Below are 19,372 nucleotides of genomic sequence, written 5' to 3'. Positions count from 1 at the left end.
CGCTCAGTCCTCGTCCCGCGGCTTCGACAGCTCGGCCTTGAGCGGGAACGTATTCGTCGCGGCGATGGACTCGCCGGGCGTCAGGCCGGACACGATCTCGAGGGATTGATCCTCCCTCTCGCCCAGCACGACGTCGCGCTTCTCGAAACCGCCTTTGGTCCGGACAAATACGATCGGCTGGCCGTCCAACTTCTGAATTGCGGTCGCCGGCACCACGACGGGCACGGTCCGCTCGTTGAGAGCGATCGCCGCCGTGACGAACGAGCCCGGACGCCACATCCGGTCGGGATTCTGTATTTCGGCGACGACGCGCGCCGTGCGCGTATCCTTGTCGACCAGCGGGCTTACGAAGACGACCTTGCCGATGGCTGTCTCGGTGAGACCGCGCGCGGAAATTTGAACCGGCTGGCCTTCCTTGATCGAAGGAAGGTCGGAGGAGGCGACAGACAATTCCACCCAGACACGGCTGAGGTCGACCACGACGAACAATTCGGTCTCCAGACTGTCCCGGCCGACCGCCGTTCCCAACTCGACCTTGCGTTCGGCCACACGCCCGGAGATTGGTGAGCGTACATCCTGGCGTCGAAGCGAAGCTTCCGGAGCCCCGGGCACCGCGGTGATTTCCCCTTCGCCGAGTCCCAGCGCGAGTAGTTTCTGCCGCGCGATTTTCAACCGCATTTCGGTTTGCGCCGCGGCGTTGCGCGACCGCAGGTATTGCTGTTCGGTGCCTACACGGCTGTCCCAGAGTGTCTTGTCGCGCGTGGACAAATCCTGTTGCAGATCGTTTGTAAGTCCGGCTGCCAGATATTCACTCTTGGCATCCGCGACCTCGCGGCTCTCGAGGACGGCGATTACTTCGCCCTTTGCGACATCTTCACCGATATTCTTGCGCAGCTCCGCGACCGTCCCGGACAGCTTGACCGAGACATGCGCGATCCGGTCCGCGTCGGGAACAACCGAACCCGGAACGACGAGACGCTTGGCGATTGCTGCCGGTCCTACATCGACCAGATCGATCTGCGCGAGCTTGATCTGCTCATCACTCATAGGAAGAAGGCCGGAGATCGGCTCAGGCGCCGACGGCTTCGGCGAGAGTGCTATCTTCGTCTGCGGTCCCATCCCGACTGCCCGTTGGACGGTCGTCGACAGCCCCGGCGCGAGCGCGAAAATCGCGGCTCCTGCCGCGAACGCAAGCACAACGATCGTCGAGCGACTCATCATGATACTCTTCCGACGTGGACCAGCGCGGACACCGTCACAGATATTTGGAAATGGCTTTGAACTCGTCGACGACGGTTCTTGTCGATTTGCCGGGTCCGCTCACGGCGAGATCGAGGCAGTGGTCGACGTGGTCATGGATCAGCGTTCGCTTCGCCTCGCCGACGGCCTTCTCGACCGCGTGAAGCTGCTGAGCCAGATCCAGGCATGACCGACCTTCGTCGAACATGCCGATGACCCGGCGAAGATGTCCCTCGGCGCGACGGAGCCGCTTGACGATATTGGAATGAGTTTCGTGAACGTGAATTTTTGCCATCCACGGAACATATCCTCCCCGGGGGGATAAGCCAATCCTTGAAAAGGATAGGGGGGTCGGCTATATTGTCGCATGAGCCATACCATCCGAGAGAAGAAGAGGCTGCTTGCGCGCGTCCGCCGTATCCGCGGGCAAGTCGAAGCCATCGAGCGTGCCTTGAGCGAAGAAGCCGAGTGTGAACGCATCATGCACATGATCGCCGGCATCCGGGGGAGTGTCGCGGGGCTGATGGCCGAGGTGGTCTAGGATCATATCCGCACCCATTTGGTCGACCCCCAGAAGAACCCCGGTGCGCTCAATTCGGACGCGGCGGATCAACTGATCGAAGTCGTTCACACCTACCTGAAGTAAGGACACGCCATGGACGCCGACCGAACGTTCGATCCTCTCGCCGCGCATAATCACGTATTTTTAGGAGAAGATCACGACAAGGCCGCGCGGCGGACCTGGGCGGTCATCGCGCTGTGCGGCGTCATGATGATCGCAGAGATCGTCGGCGGCGCACTGTTCGGATCATTGGCTCTTATCGCCGACGGTCTGCACATGTCGACGCACGCCGGCGCGCTTCTGTTGGCGGCGTTGGCCTATACATATGCGCGCCGACATGCCGGCGACAGGAATTTCACCTTCGGCACCGGAAAGTTCGGGGATCTCGCCGGATACAGTAGCGCAATCATATTGGCGATGATCGCGTTGCTGATCGGTTATGAGGCGATATCGCGTTTCCTGTCCCCGGTCGCCATCAGTTTCAACGAGGCTATTCCGATTGCCGTGCTCGGTCTTGGCGTCAACCTGGCAAGTGCGTGGCTGCTGTCCGGCGGTCACCACGGACACAGTCATGGCCATGGTCATTCACATGGCCACGAGCATCCACACGGTCATGGTGAGGATGTCCGCCGGATCGACCTAGGAGCCGGCGTCATCGAACTTGAGGTTTTTGAAAACGGCGTGCCGCCGCGTTTCCGATTGCAGCTTCCGGATGGTTTGCAGTTGCATGCCTCGCATGTCACCGTTGAAACTATAAGACCTGCTGGCAGCAGACAGACATTCACATTCGCGGATCGTGGAGGATATCTGGAATCGATCGACGAAATTCCGGAACCTCATGAGTTCGTGGCCAAGGTTCGCCTGAAGCAGGGCGATCAGTTCAAGGAATTTGAAGAGAGTTTCGAAGAACACGATCATGATGCGCCTGCGAGCGCCCATCATCGTGACAACAATATGCGGGCCGCGATCGTTCACGTCGCGGCCGATGCAGCGGTTTCGGTGCTGGTGATTGTCGGACTTCTCCTCGCGCGCACCTTTGGGTGGCTCTGGATGGATCCGCTCGCCGGTCTGATTGGCGCGTTCGTTATCGCAAACTGGTCGTTCGGCCTGTTGCGGGACACAGGCGGCATCCTGCTGGACCGCAATCCGGATCCGCGCATGGCGGAAAAGGTCAGGCAGACGATCGAGAGCGATGGAGATCGGGTGACCGACCTGCATCTCTGGCGGCTGGGACCGGGGCACCTCGGAGCAATCGTCGCCGTCGCGACCGAGAAACATCGCGGTGCCGAATATTATCGCCGCAACCTCAGCAAGTTCGGCGATTTGTCCCACCTCACAATCGAGGTCAGCAATCAAGCCGCAGCAGGCTAGTGCGACGGGATCAATGAGGATCTACGAATCAGGCTTCACTATCGTGCGCGGCGGATAGTTGCGGCGCCTCGTCGAGGTTCGCGCGAACGGAAGTGAAAGCGATGCCTGCGCACACTTCGCCAGTGTCAAAACCAACGCGCCGACCTCGCCAAGTTAGAACAATTCAGCATGACAATCACTCGATGCAGTGAACATCCGTCGCCGACTTGCCCGGTGTGCGAGATGCCTGACCAGAAATCACTGGCCAGAATGCTTGGCCCAGCAATGGTCAGCATCATTGCCCTTTTGATGCAGCCAAAAAAAGCCCCGCCGTGTGGGCGGGGCGAAAGTAGGCGCAGCGTTATTGCTGCGCCGTTAGTCTACCCATAAGCGTTCCGGGATAACAGTTGAAATTAAACCTTATGACGGCTTGTTCGTAGCAGGCATCGACATTTAAGGTAGCATATGGCAGACAATTCACACAAATTGATAAGTTTGTTTGTAGCTCTGGCGAGTGCGCCTGCACTGGCCTACGCCGTTGCTTACGTCGCGCATTTCGAGTGGCACTTCTCTCGGGCTATCATTAGGAGGGACGCACTTGTTATGGCGGCTTTGATGGGAGTTGTAGTCGGCGTCAAATTCTTGTTTCAAAGACGGAGCAGGAACGGTCCGTAGGCTTTTGGCTGTTTTGCCTTCACAAAATTCCGCGCCTTGTGAGAGATTCCGAATACGCCGCCGCTGTGCTTGTGGTCCTAATAAAGCCACTCGGCATGACCTTGCCGCCATACGCAAATTCAGTCAGCAGGATCTTGCCGGTCGCATCAGTGAGCGGTCGCTCGTTTCGCAGAGTGACCAATCCCGGCTGGTAGAAATGCTGCGATTGCTATCCGTTGGGCAGAGACAGCGTGACGCGAAGACCATTTCCATCGCTCTGGTTCTTCAAGACCAACGAAGCGTCAAGCTTTTCAGCCGCAAGCTGGACGATCGAAAGTCCCAAGCCGCTGCCGTAAGGACTTTTGTGACGGCCGCGAAAAAACCGCGTTGTCACAAGCCCCAGTTCGGAGTCAGGAATACCGGGCCCGTCGTCATCGACAACAATTGTGACGCAAGTTTTGCTGCAAGAAACACTCCAGTCTACGCTGCCGTTGTTATTGATATGCTGAACTGCATTTTCATGAAGATTTCGCAGTGCCAACGTCAGAAGATCGCGATTTGTCGCGATACCAATCTCGTAAAGTGCGGGATCCAAAACGACCTTGGCTGAGTTGGCGAGGGGGTCGGTCGATATGATTTCCTCGAGAATTTGGCCGAGGTTGACGTCATCGGTCCGTTGGACGTCATCCTGTGCGTCGATCCGTGCGACTGCCAGCAATTGACGCACCAGTCTGGAGGTTTGATCCACCGAGATCACAATGAGACGAAGTGCTCTTGCTCGCGCCTCAGGATCCAGCGTTGCGATGGCGACTTGCGCCTGTGTCTTTAATCCGGCAAGCGGCGTGCGCAATTCATGAGCGGCAAAGGCTGTTATCTCGCGTTCATGGCGGCGTGCAGTTTCAACCTTTGAAAACAGGCTGTTCAGGGAGTTTGCGAGAGGAGCCAGCTCGGGAGGTGCGTGACTTGCATCGACGGGACTCATGTCGTCGACGTTTCGATTCGTCAAATCAGCCGCCATGAGTTGAAGCGGTCGCAGCCCCCGTCCCAGAATGTTCCAGATCAGAAATCCGAGCAACGGAACGATCAGCATCGCAGGCCAGAGCAGACCTTTGATCAGGTCGCTCACAAGCCGCTCTCGCAGTCCGAGCCGATCTCCGACGAGCACGCGGATACCCTTGGCCGAATCGGAAATGGCATAGACGCGCCATGTCTCGCCGCCCACGTTCTGATCGGAGAAGCCATCCGTCTCATTGCCGAGGCGGTCGTTGGGTGCACCGCTTGATCGTGCAACCAGTCGACCATCCAGCGACCAGATCTGGCACGACAACTGTCGCTCGTAGCTTGCAGCCTCGGGCAACGGCTGCACGCCGGGTCGCGATGTACTTGATGCCACCCCGGCGCCGTTGATGGCCAGCGAGCTAACCATGCGGGCCGCTTCCTGGAGCCGGGTATCCAGCACATGCTCGACCTCGCTGCGGGTCTGGAAAAACACCCATGCGCTTGCGCATAGCCAGATCAGCCCAGTTGCGGCCGCTAGTACGATGAAGAGGCGACCTCTCATGGAACGGGTAATCATGATCTGGCGTCCCGCATTCGATATCCTATGCCACGCACGGTCTCGATGAGATCGCGCCCAATTTTATTGCGAAGATTATGAATATGCACTTCGACGGCATTGCTTTCGACCTCGTCCTGCCAGCCGTACAGTCGCTCTTCAAGATCGCTCTTCGAGCGGATCGTTCCTGGCCGCTCCATTAACGCGGAAAGAAGCGCAAACTCGCGCCGAGACAGGCTTATCGTTTTTCCGGCCGCGGATGCGGTGAGTGTCGCCGGATCAAGCGTGATCCCGTTGTACGCAAGATGCGGCGCGGCACGGCCTGCTTTTCTCCGAACGATGGCGCGCACGCGCGCGGCCAGTTCATCCAGATCGAACGGTTTTCCCAAGTAATCGTCGGCGCCAGCGTCGAGCCCTTTGATCCGATCGGCGACCTCGTCAAGCGCGGTCAGGAGAAGAACGGGCGTGGTATTTCCCGCGGCGCGAATGTTTGACAGCAAATCGAGTCCGGAACCGTCCGGCAGCATCAGGTCCAGCACAACGGCATCAAATGATGCCGTTGCCAGCGCGGTCAGACCGTCCGCGCACGAGGTGACCGCGTCGACGGTGGCGCCCACCAGGCTCAAGCCAGCTTTTAAACCGTCAAGCAGAATCGGATCATCCTCAACAACCAGAATTCGCATCACGTCCTCGTTTCACCAAACCGGCACGTCGCAGGCGAGCCTTAAGGCTGCCTTAAGGTAGGGCAGCGAAATCAGCCTCCACCCTATTTTTTTGGATTGTCATGCGAAACGCCTGTCTACGGATACTCTTCGGCTTTCTTCTGTTCACCTCCGTGGCTGCATCCGCGCAAGCACAGAGCCCGCCGGGGGCTGACAAGGTTTTTCAACTAAACGTCGCGCACGGCGCGCACGGTGCTTTGATCCTGAACTGGGCGATAGCGCCAGGCAATTACCTCTATCGCGACAAGATCAAGGTCACGAGCCAGCAAGGTGCCCCGGTCGAAGTAAGTACACCTGCCGGAGCCATGAAAGACGACCCGTCATTCGGAGAGACGGAAATCTATCACCGGCAGGTGCAGGCCACAGTGTCTGCGGAATCGCTGGCCGGCCGGAGCGAGGTCGTGGTGTCCTTTCAGGGGTGTGCCGAGCAGGGGATTTGCTATCCGCCGGTGACCAAAACGATCGATTTGAAAACGCTGTCGGTTGCCGAGCCGGCTGGTCGGACCGCGCCAGCGGCACAGTCGAGCAGCAACTGGATTTCCGATCCGGCCTTGGGACGGCCGAGCGAATCGCGTGGCGAAGGAATAGGGACACAGCCGGACAAGCCCGATCTTAGCGGAAGTTTTACTTCAATGCTTGCCGCCTTTGTCGGGTTTGGCTTGCTGTTGGCCTTCACGCCTTGCGTATTTCCGATGATACCGATCCTGTCCGGGATGCTGGCGCAGTCGGGCGAGAAGCTGACGGCCCAACGCGGCTTTGTGCTGTCAGGCGCCTACGTCGTAGCGATGGCGCTTGCTTATGCATCTCTGGGAGTGGTCGTCGCCTGGTCCGGACAGAACCTGCAGGCTGCGCTACAGACGCCGCTCGCGCTCGGCCTGATGAGCGCAATTTTCGTGGCGCTCGCGCTCTCCATGTTCGGTCTCTACGACCTGCAACTTCCGCAAGCGTGGCAGAGCCGTATCGTCGGCGCCGGTAGCCGCCGTGCCGGATCGCTTGGCGGGGCCGCGATGATGGGATTCGGCTCCGCATTGATCGTAGGCCCTTGCGTGACGCCGCCACTGGCGGCGGCGCTGGTCTATGTTGCTCAGACCGGAAACGCCTGGCGTGGCGCGTCGGCGCTGTTCGCATTAGGCATCGGGATGGGTTTGCCGTTGCTGGCGTTTGGCACGTTCGGCGCGAGTATCCTGCCCCGGTCCGGTCCGTGGCTGGCACAGGTGAAGCACGTATTCGGCTTCGTTTTTCTCGGAGTTGCGATCTGGGTGATATCGCGCGTTATTCCGACCTGGATGGGTTTGGTTTTGTGGGGCGTGGGCCTCGCTGGTGCCGGCGTCTATCTGGCGGTGCCGCAGCTTCGCGCGCGAAGCCGGGGGCAAGCATGGCGCAGGTGGCCTGTCGTGACAGGGATAACATCGCTGGGTTTCGGGGCGCTTCTGATGATTTCCGCCGTCGCTGGTTCGTTCGGCTTGCTGGGACAACTCGCTGGAATTACCGCATTCGCGCCTTTCACCGCTGCTCATGCGGCCAAATTCGAAACCGTCACCACATCGCAGGCGCTCGATGAGGCGATTGCAAGAGCACGCCAGGACAGCAAGCCCGTGGTGCTCGATTTCTCGGCCGATTGGTGCATCGAATGCAAGGTCATGGATCGCACCGTCTTTTCAGACGCGGCAGTTTTAACTCGTTTGCGCGATTTCACGCTGATCCGTGCGGACGCCACCAACTACAACGAAAACACCCGGTCATTGATGAAGAGATTCGGCGTTGTCGGACCCCCAACAATTATTTTTCTGAACGCGCGAGACAGCAGGGAAATATCCGCTGCAAGAATCGTCGGACCCGTCGATTCAGACACGTTCCTGAAGCGGCTCAATCAGCTTCAACCATCCTGAAACGTCAATTCACTGAGGAGAGATATCATGCTCGTCGCACGTCTAAACAATTTTGCTATTCGCTCGATCCTGTCGTTGGCGCTGCTGACGCCGATGGCCGTTTCCAATGCGTTCGCGCAGGATCCCGATACGTCTGCGGAGGCGATCCTAAATGATCCGGCGACGCCCGTTGCGGGAAATCCGAAAGGCGATCTGACGGTCGTGACATTCTTCGATTACAATTGCCCCTTCTGCAAGAAGGCAGAGCCAGCCCTTGAGAAGGTTGTAAAAGAGGATGGTCATATTCGCCTTGTCTACAAAGACTGGCCAATCCTCACCAAAGCGTCCGTCTACGGCGCGCAGTTGGCGCTGGCCGCAAAGTATCAAGGCAAATACGATGCGGTTCATGCCGCGCTGATGTCGATTTCCGGCACCAAGATTCCTGAAGACCAGATGCTCGCGGCGATTCGCAAATCGGGTGTCGACATGGACAAGCTCGACGCGGATCTCAAGGCTCACGGTGACGAGATCACGGCCTTGCTCCGGCGCAACCTTGCCCAGGCCGACTCACTGGGATTGCAGGGAACGCCGGCTTATCTCATCGGTCATTACAAAGTGACGTCAGCTCTGACCTATGACGGTTTCAAGCGTGCGGTTGCCGACGCGCGTAGCCAGGCAATGAAATAAATGACACCGTTTGAGACGAACTCCGTTGCCCGCTTTCGACGAGCCGGCAGCGCAGCTGTGGTTTTTGCCGGGATGGCGATTTTGGCTGGATGTACCACAACGTCGTCCACGCCGGCTCCCGTTGCATTCTCAACTCAGGCGAATCCGATGGCTGCCCGGGCTTACGCCGCGCCGACCAACGAGCCATATAAGGTCGATGCCGTCGATGTCGCTGACATCGACCCCAAATATCTTCGGCAGGTGGTCGATTTTCCGACCCGCGAGCCGGTCGGAACGATCGTCGTCGATCCGCATGAGCGTTTCGTTTACCTGGTGCAAGAACATGGGAAAGCGTTGCGCTACGGTGTCGGCGTCGGGAAAGCGGGTCTGGAATTCACCGGGACCGCGACGGTCGAATACAAAAAGAAATGGCCGCACTGGACACCGACCAGCGACATGATCAAACGCGAACCCGCCCGCTACAAACCCTGGCAAAAGGGCATGGATGGGGGTGCCCGAAATCCATTAGGCGCGCGTGCCTTGTATCTTTTCAAGAATGGCAAGGACACGTTGTTTCGTATTCACGGCACGACCGAGCCGTCGAGCATCGGCAAAGCCGTCTCGTCGGGCTGCATTCGAATGGTCAACCAGGACATCATAGACCTTTATAGCCGCGTGCCTGATGGTTCGAAGGTCGTGGTTCGGTGATGCGCATGAATGCTGGCGCAAGTCCGTTAGCAAACTAGGAAATCCGGATGAATGTGGATGAAAATCAAAGTCCAAATTCAGTGCCGTGGCCGCCGCTCATTCTGACCATGGCCGTGGCGGCAAGCCTGGGACTTGGCATGTTCAGGCCTTTGCTCGTCCTGGGCAATCTCTGGGTATGGGTTACGGCGTACGTCGTTGCGTCCATCGGCATCGCCCTTGATCTCATGGACCATCATGACCACGAAACGGGCTCAAACCAATATTCCCCCCTCATCAAGGCGCCACCCAGCGGGTGACCACCGGGCCATTCCGGCTCCCGCGTAGTCCCAAGGCATGCGGAGTTGTTGAGAGATGCGATCTGCGTGCGAGTCCAAGAATTCCTGGCTAATCGGCGTCGCGTTCGCCAATGCTGCAGGCAACAAATTGCTCGCGGAGACTTCCCGGTCAGGCGCCACCAATGAGGATACCCACACCCAAGACAATGGTCCCTCCGAGTACGATCTGGAAAGCGGCCTGGAGGAACGGCGTATCCATGTATTTCGCACGCACGTACGCTATAGCCCAAAGTTCGACGAACACGACCGCGCCCGCAGGAGCCATCGTCGGATAGCGCCTCGGCGAAGCCCATGCTGATACCCGCTCCGATCGACGCCGCCAGACCTACTAGAAACGTTTGCCAGTTGTGATGGGTGGCGAAAGCCGCCGCAAAAAGCGGCGCAAGTGTCGACACCGAGCCATCCATAAGGCCTGCGAGACCGGGCTGCACGTATTGCAGAACGAACATGCGCTTGCTGGTTTTGTCTTCCTCCGCGCGGACGTCCGGGGTTAGAAGTGTGTCGCTGAGCTTCGCTGCAATGTCTTCGTGCCCCTTGGCTCGGAAGGTTCGCATTGGCTGCTCTATGCGCTGGTTTTTATCACCACATTGACGGGTTGGTTCTTCGCATCGTTTCGTGGTTGGCACATTTCGTTTTTATTTGCGGTGCCGCTACCGATGCTGACCAATTCCGACGCTACGGTTGGTCGTGTGATCGGCGGTTGGCATCAAATCGCGGAATGGGGCTTGCTCATCACTATCGTAATTCACGTCGCGGCGGTATTGATACATCTGTTTCTGATTAGAGACCGGGTCATGCAACGGATGCTTCCTCTCGCCCGGACCTTTCGATCTTGAATTTACGCGAGCGCGTACTTCCGCCGCAGGTCTACCTCGAAACCGATGAATTACCGGCATTTCAAGAATCGCGCTGCGCAGCTGATGCTTCTCGCATAGGTAGTTTTCTCCAGTCTCATCGCTATGGATGGCGACGGGCAAGATCGGAAGCTTTTGAAGAGGAGCCCGACCGACGCGCGCGACCCAACGCCGCGCCGATACGCCCCAACTCGGCCAGGCGCAAATGGCCCGACCGGCTCACTTCCAATTTTGTAGCGAACCTATCTAGCCTCAGTCAGTGCCTGGGATAATCGCACAGCGGAGACGGGTCATGTCGGCTGCAGCGCCATTCCACAGATGGGACAGCTACCCGGGCCTATCTGCCGGATCTTCGGATGCATCGGGCAGGTGCAGATGGTGCCCTCGGGAACGTCCGCCGACCGTAGGGTCACGGACTTGTCGAGACACTGTTGCGGCGTGGCCGCGAACTTGGTGCGGCAACCAGCCGAACAGAAATGACGTCTCGCCGCAACCCATACCTGTAGGGGCATATGGAAATGTGCAAAGACATCAAGACGTCCTGTCAAAAACGCCTGAGCCCAATCGAGGGACGAGTGCGAGGCTTGTCCAAGATGGTCGACGAGGAACGGTACTGCATCGACATCGTGACGCAGATATCCGCCGTCCGGGCCGCACTGCGGCGCGTCGAGGAGGAGGTCAAGGATCACGTCTCGCACCGCGTCGAACATGCGACCGCGAGTGGCGACAAGGCGAATCAGCGCTAGAAGATTGCGGTACTGATGGCCGTCATAGGACGTGCGGAACGATGATCATCCGGTCCGGTTCCGTCTTGGCGGCCGGAGCTTTCGCGGCTATGTTTCCGAATCCTAACTGGGTAAATCGAAAGTATTGACGCGGAATGTTCGTCGGCCTTACCAGGACGCAGCGGTTGAGGGCAGGATGGCTGGTTGCCCTAGCCTATCTGTTTTGCGTGCTGGCCCCGACGATCTCCTTCGCGTTGCCCGGCGGTCATGCCACACCCTATTGTCTGACCGACGACGATCAAGGGCCCGGCGTGGTCCATGTGCACAACGAAGGCATCGTGCCGCATGTCCACAAGGACGGACATCTCCATGATCACTCCGGCATCCAAAGCCATGCGCATGCCGCAGGGGAGCATCACGCGAATCCGATCGCGTTGAATGACGGCTCTAGCCCCGCGAAGGCACCGCATTCGTCGGACGGAAAATGCTGCGGCCTGATGTGCGTCACCGCGCTTCCTGCGACGCTCGTCGACGTGGCAAAGCCATTGGTGCCGAAGGCCGTGCGCGAGGCCGAAAGCTACCGGAAGCTGACCGACAACGCGCCCCCACAGCGCTATCGCCCCCCCATTTCCTGATCTGACCAAGTGTGACGCGGTGCTGCGCCCGTTCAGGGTACGCGCACCTGTAGTTCATCGTCAGTTCAGGAAAGTATTATGTCAGCGCAGATTGGGGCGACTTCCGCCGCCGTTGGTTCGGTGGTGGGCAGACTATTCGAAATCAGGTTTGGAGCATTCGCGGGACTGGCCTTTGCGGCCATGATGCTCGGCGGCTGCGTGCTGCCTACTGCGCCGCTGGTCGGCAAAGATCCCGCGGATCCCGGCGCGAAGGTCGCAGGCGTCGGCTACCGGTCGAGCATAGCGCCTTACAGCAGCCTGCGTCCGACGGTGCCGTCCGGTTGGAAGGAACAGAACCAACGCGTCACTCCGACGCCGAAGTCCGGGCAATAGGAGCGTCCCATGACAAACATCGACTACGTCGGGCATCGCCGTTCGCTCCCAGTCGCTCGCAGACATCGTGCAATATTGGCAGTCTCGATCTCGCTTTTGCTTTCCGGCTGCGCCACGTTTTCGCCTGATGGCGGCATGACGGCCGTGGCCGACATCGCCAGCAACACGATCAAGAAGGACGTGATCGCGATCCGCTCGGTGGACGACGCGCAACGGGCGGACGACAGCGTCAAGCGCCTGCTGCACCGGACGCTCAACGTCGAAACCGCGGTTCAGATCGCGCTGCTCAACAATCGTGGGCTGCAGGCGGCCTACAACGAATTGGCGCTGGCGGAAGCAGACCTTGTTCAGGAGAGTCTGCCGCCGAACCCGACCTTCTCGATCTCGCGGATCGCGGGCGGCGGCACGGTCGAGATTGAGCGTCAAGTCGTCGGCGACATTCTCGCGCTGGCAACGCTGCCGTTCCGCTCGGAGATCGCAAGACAACGGTTCCGGCAGGCGCAACTACGGGCCGCACTGGAGACGCTGCGGCTCGCGTCCGATGTTCGGCGATTCTATTACCGTGCGGTTGCCGCCAATGAATTGGTCGGTTTGTTGACCGACGCGAAATCGACGGCGGAGTCCACCGCCAAGCTGGCTTCGAAGCTTGGCGAAACCGGTTCGCTCAACAAACTCGATCAAGCCCGCGAGCAGGTGTTCTACGCAGAGACGACCGCGGATCTCGCTTCCACGCGTCAGGAGGCGACCAGCTCGCGCGAGCGGCTCGCCCGACTCCTGGGCCTTTGGGACGGAGGCCTTGCCTTCCGGCTTCCGAAGGCACTCCCGGTGCCGCCGCGCCGCCCATCTGCGCTGCCTCTGATCGAGGTCGATGCAGTGACGCATCGGATCGACCTGCAGATTGCCCGGATCGAACTCGTTGCGCTCGCGAAGGCGCTCAATCTGACGGAAGCCAGCCGTTTCGTCACACTGCTCGATGTTGCGGGAATTGCGAAGACCACCAGGGATCCCGATGGCTCCCGGTTTCGCGAGCGCGGCTTCGATATCCAATTCCAGATTCCGATCTTCGATGGCGGTGAGGTCCGGGTCCGGCAGGCCAGCGAGACCTACAACCAGGCCTTTAATCGGCTGACGGAGAAGGCCGTCAACGTGCGTTCGGAGGCAAGGGATGCCTACCGCGTCTACCGCTCGACCTACGAGATCGCCGGACAGTACCAGCGCGAGGTTCTGCCACTCCGAAAAATTATCACCGAGGAGATGCAACTACGGTTCAGCAGCATGCAGGTCGACGTCTTCGCCCTGTTGACCGAGGCACGGCAACGCATCGCCTCGCTGCGCGCCGGAATCCAAGCCAAACGCGACTTTTGGTTGGCGCAATCCGACCTGCAGACCGCCATCAACGGTGGCGGCTCTGGAGACACTCAGAAGGAATCCCGCCCCACGACCACCGCCCAAGCGGGCGGTGGCGGCGGCCATTGATGGAGACGAGCATGCTATCGCGAAGAGGATTTCTCGGTACCGCAGCGCTGATGAGCGCCAGCGCCGTGAGCGGTCGTGTCCAGGCGGCCAACATTCCGGAAGCGCCGATCATGGACAAGGTGACGATGCAGCCGCCGCTGCATCCGACCAGCGGTCCGGATTATCGACCGGTCGTGACGCTGAACGGCTGGTCGCTGCCCTGGCGGATGAACGGCGACTGGAAGGAATACCATCTCGTCGCGGAGCCCGTGGTGCGGGAGTTCGCCGACGGCATGAAGGCATATCTGTGGGGTTACAACGGCCAGGCGCCGGGCCCGACGATCGAGGCCGTCGAAGGCGACAAGGTCCGCATCTTCGTCACCAACAAGCTGCCCGAGCATACGACTGTGCACTGGCACGGCATGATCGTGCCGAACGGCATGGACGGCGTCGGCGGTCTCAATCAGCCGCATATCAAGACCGGCAAGACCTTCGTCTACGAGTTCGAGATGAAGAACAGCGGCACGTTCATGTATCACCCGCACTCCGACGAGATGGTGCAGATGGCGATGGGCATGATGGGCATGGTCATCGTGCACCCGCGCGACCCGGCGTTCCGTCCTGTGGATCGCGACTTCGTCTTCATCATGAGCACCTACGACATCGATCCCGGCACCTATCTGCCGAAGGTCAACGAGATGACCAACTTCAACATGTGGACCTGGAACAGCCGGGTGTTTCCGGGGATCGATCCGTTGCCGGTCCGTCTTGGCGACAAGGTTCGTGTCCGCATCGGCAATCTCACTATGACCAACCATCCCATCCATCTGCACGGCCACCACTTTGCCGTCAGCTGCACCGACGGCGGCTGGGTTCCTGAAAGCGCGCAATGGCCGGAGACGACGACCGACGTACCTGTCGGCGCGGTTCGTGCGTTCGACGTCGTCGCCGACAATCCCGGCGACTGGGCGTTTCACTGCCACAAGTCGCATCACACCATGAACGCCATGGGACACGATATGCGCAACATGATTGGCGTCTCGAAGAAGGATTTGGCCAAAGCGGTCGGCAAGCTCGCACCTGACGCCATGGTGATGGGTTCGACGGGCATGGCGATGGGCGAGATGGAAATGCCCGCGCCGGACAACACGCTGCCGATGATGACGGGCTCCGGACAATTCGGGCCGATCGAGATGGGTGGCATGTTCACGGTGATGAAGATCCGCGAAGGCATGGCGCGCGACGATTACAGCGACCCCGGTCCCTACAAAAATCCGCAGGGCACCGTCGCCTATGAGGTCGATGCTCCATCTGCGGAGCCTGCCCGGCAGGACGGCGGCAAAGACAAGGGCGGGGCGACGGAGATGAAAAGCATGAAGGGAATGAAAGGCATGAAGATGAAGGGGATGTGAGCGCGAGGTTCAGACCGAATGTTTCAACCGAACGAAGGAGACGCGACATGAAAGAACTGCATCGAACTGGCATCGCATTATTTGCAACGCTGCTCTTGGCGGCGCCGGCATGGGCCGGGGCAGGGCCTGCCGGACATCAGGACGACACGTTTTCGGCTGGTGAGCCGGGCGAAGCGAGCAAACCAGCACGGATCGTTCAAGTGACGATGGGCGAAGCCGACGGCAAGATGACGTTCACGCCGAACAAGATCGAGGTCAAAAAAGGCGAGCAGATCAAGTTCATGCTGCGCAACAACGGCGAACTCGACCACGAATTCATTCTCGCGACCACTGCCGAAAATCTCAAGCATGCCGAGTCGATGAAGAAGAATCCCGACATGGAACACGATGATCCGAACGGCAAGCGCCTCGCGCCGAAGAAGACGGGCGAAATCGTCTGGAGATTCACCAAAGCAGGAGAATTCGAATATTCATGCCTGATCCCGGGACATCGGGAAGCGGGGATGATCGGCACGGTCGTCGTCAAGTGACTCGCATGATGTTTGCCGCGCAAGGAGAAACCTTGGACGAATGCCAAATCGACTGCGTGCCGGACGACGGTTGGCACGCAGCGATGGGTGCGTTTGCCGACGTCCACTACGAACAGACGGCAATCTACGGCTCCGGACAACGGGGCGAACGATCGAGCCATATTCTGCTGCGACGCGAGAGCACTCCCGTCGCAGGTGCCCGGATCGGATTGTATCTCGTGCCTTATCTCGGCCGCGGCATGGCGCTCGTGCGCTTCGCGCCTTTCTGGCGCCCCTTTGACGTTGCTCCCGACCCGGGGCGCTACCGGACGGTGGTGGGAGCGTTGGTGGACGAATATTGTCGGCGGCGAAAGCTTTACCTCGTCCTCCGTCCGCGTCCCCATCCGGACTTCTATCCGATCGAAGCGCAAATTCTGACCGAAATGGGTCTTACGGACTCCAAGTCATCGATGCTTGACCGCTATTTCGTCGATGCGTCGCTCGACGAGGCGGAGCAGCAGAAAAGCCTGGATCAGCGATGGCGCTACAATCTCCGCAAGGGTCTTGCGCACGGCCTTGACGTTCGTATCGGTGACGCTCCGGCCGACATCAAGACCTTCCAGGACGTCTATGCCGAGATGGTTCGGCGCAAGAACCTGAACTATCCGGGCGTCGATCTGCCCGCATCCATTCCGGACCTGATGCGGCTTCCGGAGCGAATGAAGATGCGCATTGCCTTGGCGTATCACGGCGGAAAGCCGATCGGCGGCATCGCATTCAGCGTCGTGGGCGATCTCGCCTATTACGTCTTCGGTGCGACGAGCGACGAGGCGACCACACTGAACGCCGGCTACGTCCTGCAATGGCACGTCATGCGCTGGCTGCGGGAGAACACGAAGGTGCGCTGGTACGAACTCGGCGGGCCCGGCGATCCGGGAATCCGGCAATTCAAAAAGGGACTCGCGGGCAAACGTGGCGTTCTGCTTGCCGTCCGGGAATTTCACTACTGCCCCGACGTGACCGCGCGCGTGGTCGTGGGAGGACTGTTCGCCCTCCGCGACGCGCGCAACAGGATCCAGCGCTGGCAGCGTGAAAGAAGGCCTTCCGAGGGAAGGCGAAGTAACTGAAGAGGAGTGAAAATGAAAAAACGCAACTTCATAGCGGGAATTCTCGCGATCTCTTTCGCTTTGTCGTCTGCCGCTGTAATGGCGCAGGCCGACATGGCCAAGGGCGAAGTCAAGAAGATCGACGAGTCCGCTGGCAAGATCACCTTGAAGCACGGGCCGATCAAGAACCTCGACATGGACGAAGACGGCATGACGATGGTGTTCCGCGTTCAGGATCCGGCGATGCTCAAACAGGTCAAGGTCGGCGACAAGGTGCAATTCCAGGCCGAACGGGCAACGGCTGGCATCACCGTCACCAAGATCGAGAAGCAGAAATAGCACCCGGCTTTTCGACGCCGTCGGCCTCAGGTTCGGCGGCGTCGAATGCGGCGGAGCAGGAGTTTTATGATGGAGGGATCGTTGCGTCGTAACAATGGGGCCAATGCAGAGTTTTTCTACGACCGCCAGAGCGGCAACCTAAGTGGGGCAAGCCTGGTCGACCAAATGGCGGTCTACGCACTGCAGATCGGCTCCGTTGTTACGCGGCCCTTCGGTCACCGCGGTTACGGATGGGGGTGCGACGTGGTTTCCTGCGCCGTCGCGCAACGCGACATCGTCGTTGGATTGAATGCAGATGCAAGATTTGCGATTCCGTTTTGTGATCGATACTGGAGCCGAATCCTCAACGGTCGATACGACTACGAAGAAGAGATCGAGGCGTTTCTGAAGAGCGTCGCCGACATCAGGTACAGCTTCGTCGATTGCGGGGCCAATTTCGGCTATTGGTCGGTTCTCGCATCGAGCGAACCGTTCGGCCGCCAGACCGTCCTGGCGATCGAAGCCTCACCCGATAACGCCGCGCGGCTCACATTGAACGCCGGATTGAATGGTAACCGGTATCGCTGCGTGAACGCGGCCATCGGCGGCAGCACAGGCGGATTCGTGCGTGTCGCGGGACGACGACATGAGGCATTTTCGACTTATGCGGTTGCGGATGACGATCACGGAGCGGTGAGACGAGTCTCGCTCGACGGCCTACTTGGCAGCGTCCTCGATGCACAGGCGCCGACGGTCATCAAGCTGGATGTCGAAGGGGTTGAGATCGAAGCAATCGAAGGCGCAAAGAACTTGTTGTCCGGAGATTCGCTTTTGATCTGCGAGGATCACGGCTCGGATCGGGCGCACGGTGTTTCGTATCATTTGATGAATGAGGCCGCGTTGAGGCTCTACATATTCGACCCCGCCGATTGTCGTTTCGTTCGCGTCGAAGGTCCGGCGGTGCTGGATCGCGTGAAGCGATATCGTTGGGTCGGCTACAACGTATTCGCCACGCGAAGCCCGGTTTGGGAAGACCGATTGCAGTCTGCGCAATGGATTCGCCGATGACCGAGGGCGACATGCGGTGCGCACCGAATGCAGGTTCGCCTGGCGGAGGCACGGTCGAAGGCCATGGAGTACGCAGATCATCATCCTTGGGGCGCGACTTGCGGCTGGATCTGTTCCGCGGACTGGCGAACTGGGCGATCTTCCTTGACCACATTCCGAACAATACGGTGGCATGGGTGACCACGCGAAACTACGGCTTCAGCGATGCCGCGGACGTTTTCGTGTTCATTTCCGGTTACACCGCAGCGTTCATCTACGCACGCAGGATGGCCGCGCAGGGATATCTCGCGGGGACGGCCTTGCTGATCCGCCGGGTGTGGCAGCTGTATGTGGCGCATGTCCTATTGTTCGTGTTCTACGCCGCGGCCATCGGGTACGTGGCGCAGGACTACGGACATTCCCACTTGCTGGATGAGTTCAACGTGGCCGGGCTTATAGAGCGGCCGGTGGCGACGCTCACACACGGCCTCCTTCTCCAGTTCAAGCCGCTTAATCTGGACGTCCTGCCTTTATATATCGTGTTGATGGCGGGCTTTGCCCCGTTGCTGATGCTGATGATGCGGACTCCGAATACGGCGCTGGCTGCCGCAATCGCGGTCTATTTGCTGGCCCGCCATTTCGGTTGGAATTTTCCTGCCTATCCCGCGGGCGGCTGGTACTTCAATCCATTCACATGGCAGCTTCTGTTCACGATGGGAGCATGGGCGGCGTTGGGCGGCGCCGCCCGGGCGCAAGCGTTGGCTCGGACCCGAACAGTCCTGATCGCGAGCGTGGCTTTCGTGGTTTTCGCATTCGTTGTAACGGTCGGCGCTCGCCTCGGTCTATCGACGTCGTTGTCGCCTGTTTTCGATGTGCTCAGCGAAAAAACCAATCTTGCCCCCTACAGAATCCTTCATTTTCTGGCGCTTGCTGTGATCGTGGTTCGTGTCGTTCCGCGAGACTGGAACGGCCTTCGTTCGAGGCTGGCGCGTCCGATCATCGTATGCGGTCAGAGGTCGCTGGAGGTGTTCTGCATAGGAATTTTCCTGTCGTTCGTCGGGCATTTCATTCTGGAGATGTATTCGGACCGTCTGCTTACCCAAATCGGGGTGAGTGTTGGCGGACTTCTGCTGATGACGGCCGTGGCGTTCTATCGGACATGGTCCCGAACGCTTGATGCTCGCGCCCCCAAGGCGCCGGTTACGCGCGCCGCCATCGACTGAAAGGAGAACGTTCAATGACGAGGGACAAATTCACACGCCGCGCGATTGCGGCTTCGT

At 59.4% G+C, this 19,372-nt stretch carries 20 protein-coding genes and 3 pseudogenes; 17 read left to right on the top strand and 6 right to left on the bottom strand.

The genetic code is table 11. The annotated features are described in order from the left end of the window. Positions 1 to 3: 3 nt before the first annotated feature. Both AC1RKJ_RS22580 and AC1RKJ_RS22575 read right to left on the bottom strand, forming a co-directional pair. Complete coding sequence (locus AC1RKJ_RS22580) at positions 4 to 1,221, bottom strand: efflux RND transporter periplasmic adaptor subunit (RefSeq protein ID WP_492793285.1); 1,218 nt, start codon at positions 1,219 to 1,221, stop codon at positions 4 to 6. 34 nt (positions 1,222 to 1,255) lie between these two features. Then, positions 1,256 to 1,534, bottom strand: coding sequence for a metal-sensing transcriptional repressor (locus AC1RKJ_RS22575; RefSeq protein WP_492793284.1), 279 nt, complete (start codon positions 1,532 to 1,534; stop codon positions 1,256 to 1,258). A gap of 72 nt (positions 1,535 to 1,606) precedes the next feature. Here AC1RKJ_RS22575 and AC1RKJ_RS22570 point away from each other — a divergent pair. Both AC1RKJ_RS22570 and dmeF read left to right on the top strand, forming a co-directional pair. Next, a pseudogene (locus AC1RKJ_RS22570) lies at positions 1,607 to 1,885 on the top strand (metal/formaldehyde-sensitive transcriptional repressor). A 9-nt stretch (positions 1,886 to 1,894) separates the two neighbouring features. Further along, on the top strand, positions 1,895 to 3,172 hold the full coding sequence (gene dmeF, locus AC1RKJ_RS22565) for a CDF family Co(II)/Ni(II) efflux transporter DmeF (protein ID WP_492793283.1): 1,278 nt from the start codon (positions 1,895 to 1,897) through the stop codon (positions 3,170 to 3,172). Positions 3,173 to 4,034: 862 nt separating this feature from the next. Here dmeF and AC1RKJ_RS22560 read toward each other — a convergent pair. Next, positions 4,035 to 5,381, bottom strand: a complete 1,347-nt coding sequence (locus AC1RKJ_RS22560; RefSeq protein WP_492793282.1) for an ATP-binding protein — start codon at positions 5,379 to 5,381, stop codon at positions 4,035 to 4,037. After that, the gene (locus AC1RKJ_RS22555) at positions 5,378 to 6,043 is read right to left on the bottom strand and encodes a response regulator (RefSeq protein ID WP_492793281.1); all 666 of its coding nucleotides are present in this window, start codon (positions 6,041 to 6,043) and stop codon (positions 5,378 to 5,380) included. Before AC1RKJ_RS22555 ends, AC1RKJ_RS22560 begins: the two co-directional genes overlap by 4 nt. 101 nt (positions 6,044 to 6,144) lie before the next feature. Here AC1RKJ_RS22555 and dsbD point away from each other — a divergent pair, with 101 nt between their 5' ends. The 4 genes from dsbD to AC1RKJ_RS22535 are packed head-to-tail and all read left to right on the top strand — an operon-like array spanning position 6,145 to position 9,620. Beyond that, entirely contained in the window at positions 6,145 to 7,971 is a 1,827-nt protein-coding gene (dsbD, locus tag AC1RKJ_RS22550; protein WP_492793280.1) for a protein-disulfide reductase DsbD, read from the top strand. Between the two features lie 27 nt (positions 7,972 to 7,998). Continuing rightward, positions 7,999 to 8,637, top strand: a complete 639-nt coding sequence (locus AC1RKJ_RS22545) for a DsbA family protein (protein WP_492793279.1) — start codon at positions 7,999 to 8,001, stop codon at positions 8,635 to 8,637. Next, positions 8,638 to 9,324, top strand: a complete 687-nt coding sequence (locus tag AC1RKJ_RS22540) for a L,D-transpeptidase (RefSeq protein ID WP_492793278.1) — start codon at positions 8,638 to 8,640, stop codon at positions 9,322 to 9,324. A gap of 47 nt (positions 9,325 to 9,371) precedes the next feature. Further along, positions 9,372 to 9,620: a hypothetical protein gene (locus AC1RKJ_RS22535; protein ID WP_492793277.1), complete on the top strand. Its 249-nt coding sequence runs from the start codon at positions 9,372 to 9,374 to the stop codon at positions 9,618 to 9,620. Positions 9,621 to 9,768: 148 nt separating this feature from the next. Here the strand turns inward: AC1RKJ_RS22535 and AC1RKJ_RS22530 are convergent. Continuing rightward, positions 9,769 to 10,195 (bottom strand): annotated as a pseudogene (locus AC1RKJ_RS22530) (iron exporter MbfA); the annotation flags it as partial. Between AC1RKJ_RS22530 and AC1RKJ_RS22525 the strand changes: the two are divergent. After that, positions 10,187 to 10,495 (top strand): cytochrome b, encoded by a 309-nt coding sequence (locus AC1RKJ_RS22525; RefSeq protein ID WP_492793276.1) that lies wholly within the window; start codon positions 10,187 to 10,189, stop codon positions 10,493 to 10,495. The pseudogene AC1RKJ_RS22530 and the gene AC1RKJ_RS22525 overlap by 9 nt on opposite strands. 314 nt (positions 10,496 to 10,809) lie before the next feature. Here AC1RKJ_RS22525 and AC1RKJ_RS22520 read toward each other — a convergent pair. Then, a pseudogene (locus tag AC1RKJ_RS22520) lies at positions 10,810 to 10,992 on the bottom strand (heavy metal-binding domain-containing protein); the annotation flags it as partial. Positions 10,993 to 11,031: 39 nt separating this feature from the next. On the opposite strand from AC1RKJ_RS22520, the gene AC1RKJ_RS22515 reads away from it, so the two are divergent. The 10 genes from AC1RKJ_RS22515 to AC1RKJ_RS22470 all read left to right on the top strand — a co-directional run bounded on the left by AC1RKJ_RS22515 (position 11,032) and on the right by AC1RKJ_RS22470 (position 19,315). Continuing rightward, entirely contained in the window at positions 11,032 to 11,259 is a 228-nt protein-coding gene (locus AC1RKJ_RS22515) for a metal-sensitive transcriptional regulator (protein ID WP_181206986.1), read from the top strand. Between the two features lie 134 nt (positions 11,260 to 11,393). Continuing rightward, a complete protein-coding gene (locus AC1RKJ_RS22510) occupies positions 11,394 to 11,873 on the top strand; it encodes a hypothetical protein (protein ID WP_492793275.1) in 480 nt (159 codons plus the stop codon). Positions 11,874 to 11,951: 78 nt separating this feature from the next. Continuing rightward, complete coding sequence (locus AC1RKJ_RS22505) at positions 11,952 to 12,245, top strand: hypothetical protein (protein ID WP_492793274.1); 294 nt, start codon at positions 11,952 to 11,954, stop codon at positions 12,243 to 12,245. Positions 12,246 to 12,254: 9 nt separating this feature from the next. After that, positions 12,255 to 13,721 carry a TolC family protein gene (locus AC1RKJ_RS22500; protein WP_492793273.1) on the top strand — a complete coding sequence of 489 codons (1,467 nt, stop codon included), beginning with the start codon at positions 12,255 to 12,257 and terminating at the stop codon, positions 13,719 to 13,721. Between the two features lie 11 nt (positions 13,722 to 13,732). Then, complete coding sequence (locus AC1RKJ_RS22495) at positions 13,733 to 15,112, top strand: multicopper oxidase family protein (RefSeq protein WP_492793272.1); 1,380 nt, start codon at positions 13,733 to 13,735, stop codon at positions 15,110 to 15,112. A 47-nt stretch (positions 15,113 to 15,159) separates the two neighbouring features. Further along, a complete protein-coding gene (locus AC1RKJ_RS22490) occupies positions 15,160 to 15,642 on the top strand; it encodes a cupredoxin domain-containing protein (protein WP_492793271.1) in 483 nt (160 codons plus the stop codon). A gap of 32 nt (positions 15,643 to 15,674) precedes the next feature. Then, positions 15,675 to 16,748 carry a lipid II:glycine glycyltransferase FemX gene (locus AC1RKJ_RS22485; RefSeq protein ID WP_492793270.1) on the top strand — a complete coding sequence of 358 codons (1,074 nt, stop codon included), beginning with the start codon at positions 15,675 to 15,677 and terminating at the stop codon, positions 16,746 to 16,748. 12 nt (positions 16,749 to 16,760) lie between these two features. After that, entirely contained in the window at positions 16,761 to 17,066 is a 306-nt protein-coding gene (locus tag AC1RKJ_RS22480) for a copper-binding protein (RefSeq protein ID WP_492793269.1), read from the top strand. A 66-nt stretch (positions 17,067 to 17,132) separates the two neighbouring features. Continuing rightward, positions 17,133 to 18,113 carry an FkbM family methyltransferase gene (locus AC1RKJ_RS22475; RefSeq protein ID WP_492793268.1) on the top strand — a complete coding sequence of 327 codons (981 nt, stop codon included), beginning with the start codon at positions 17,133 to 17,135 and terminating at the stop codon, positions 18,111 to 18,113. Further along, a complete protein-coding gene (locus AC1RKJ_RS22470; RefSeq protein ID WP_244468599.1) occupies positions 18,110 to 19,315 on the top strand; it encodes an OpgC family protein in 1,206 nt (401 codons plus the stop codon). Before AC1RKJ_RS22475 ends, AC1RKJ_RS22470 begins: the two co-directional genes overlap by 4 nt. The last annotated feature ends 57 nt before the right edge of the window (positions 19,316 to 19,372 follow it).

It is taken from the genome of Afipia sp. GW822-FHT04G07 (assembly GCF_058800765.1).
The sequence above is the reverse complement of the archived record's forward strand: the minus strand, read 5'-3'. Positions and strand labels throughout refer to the sequence as shown.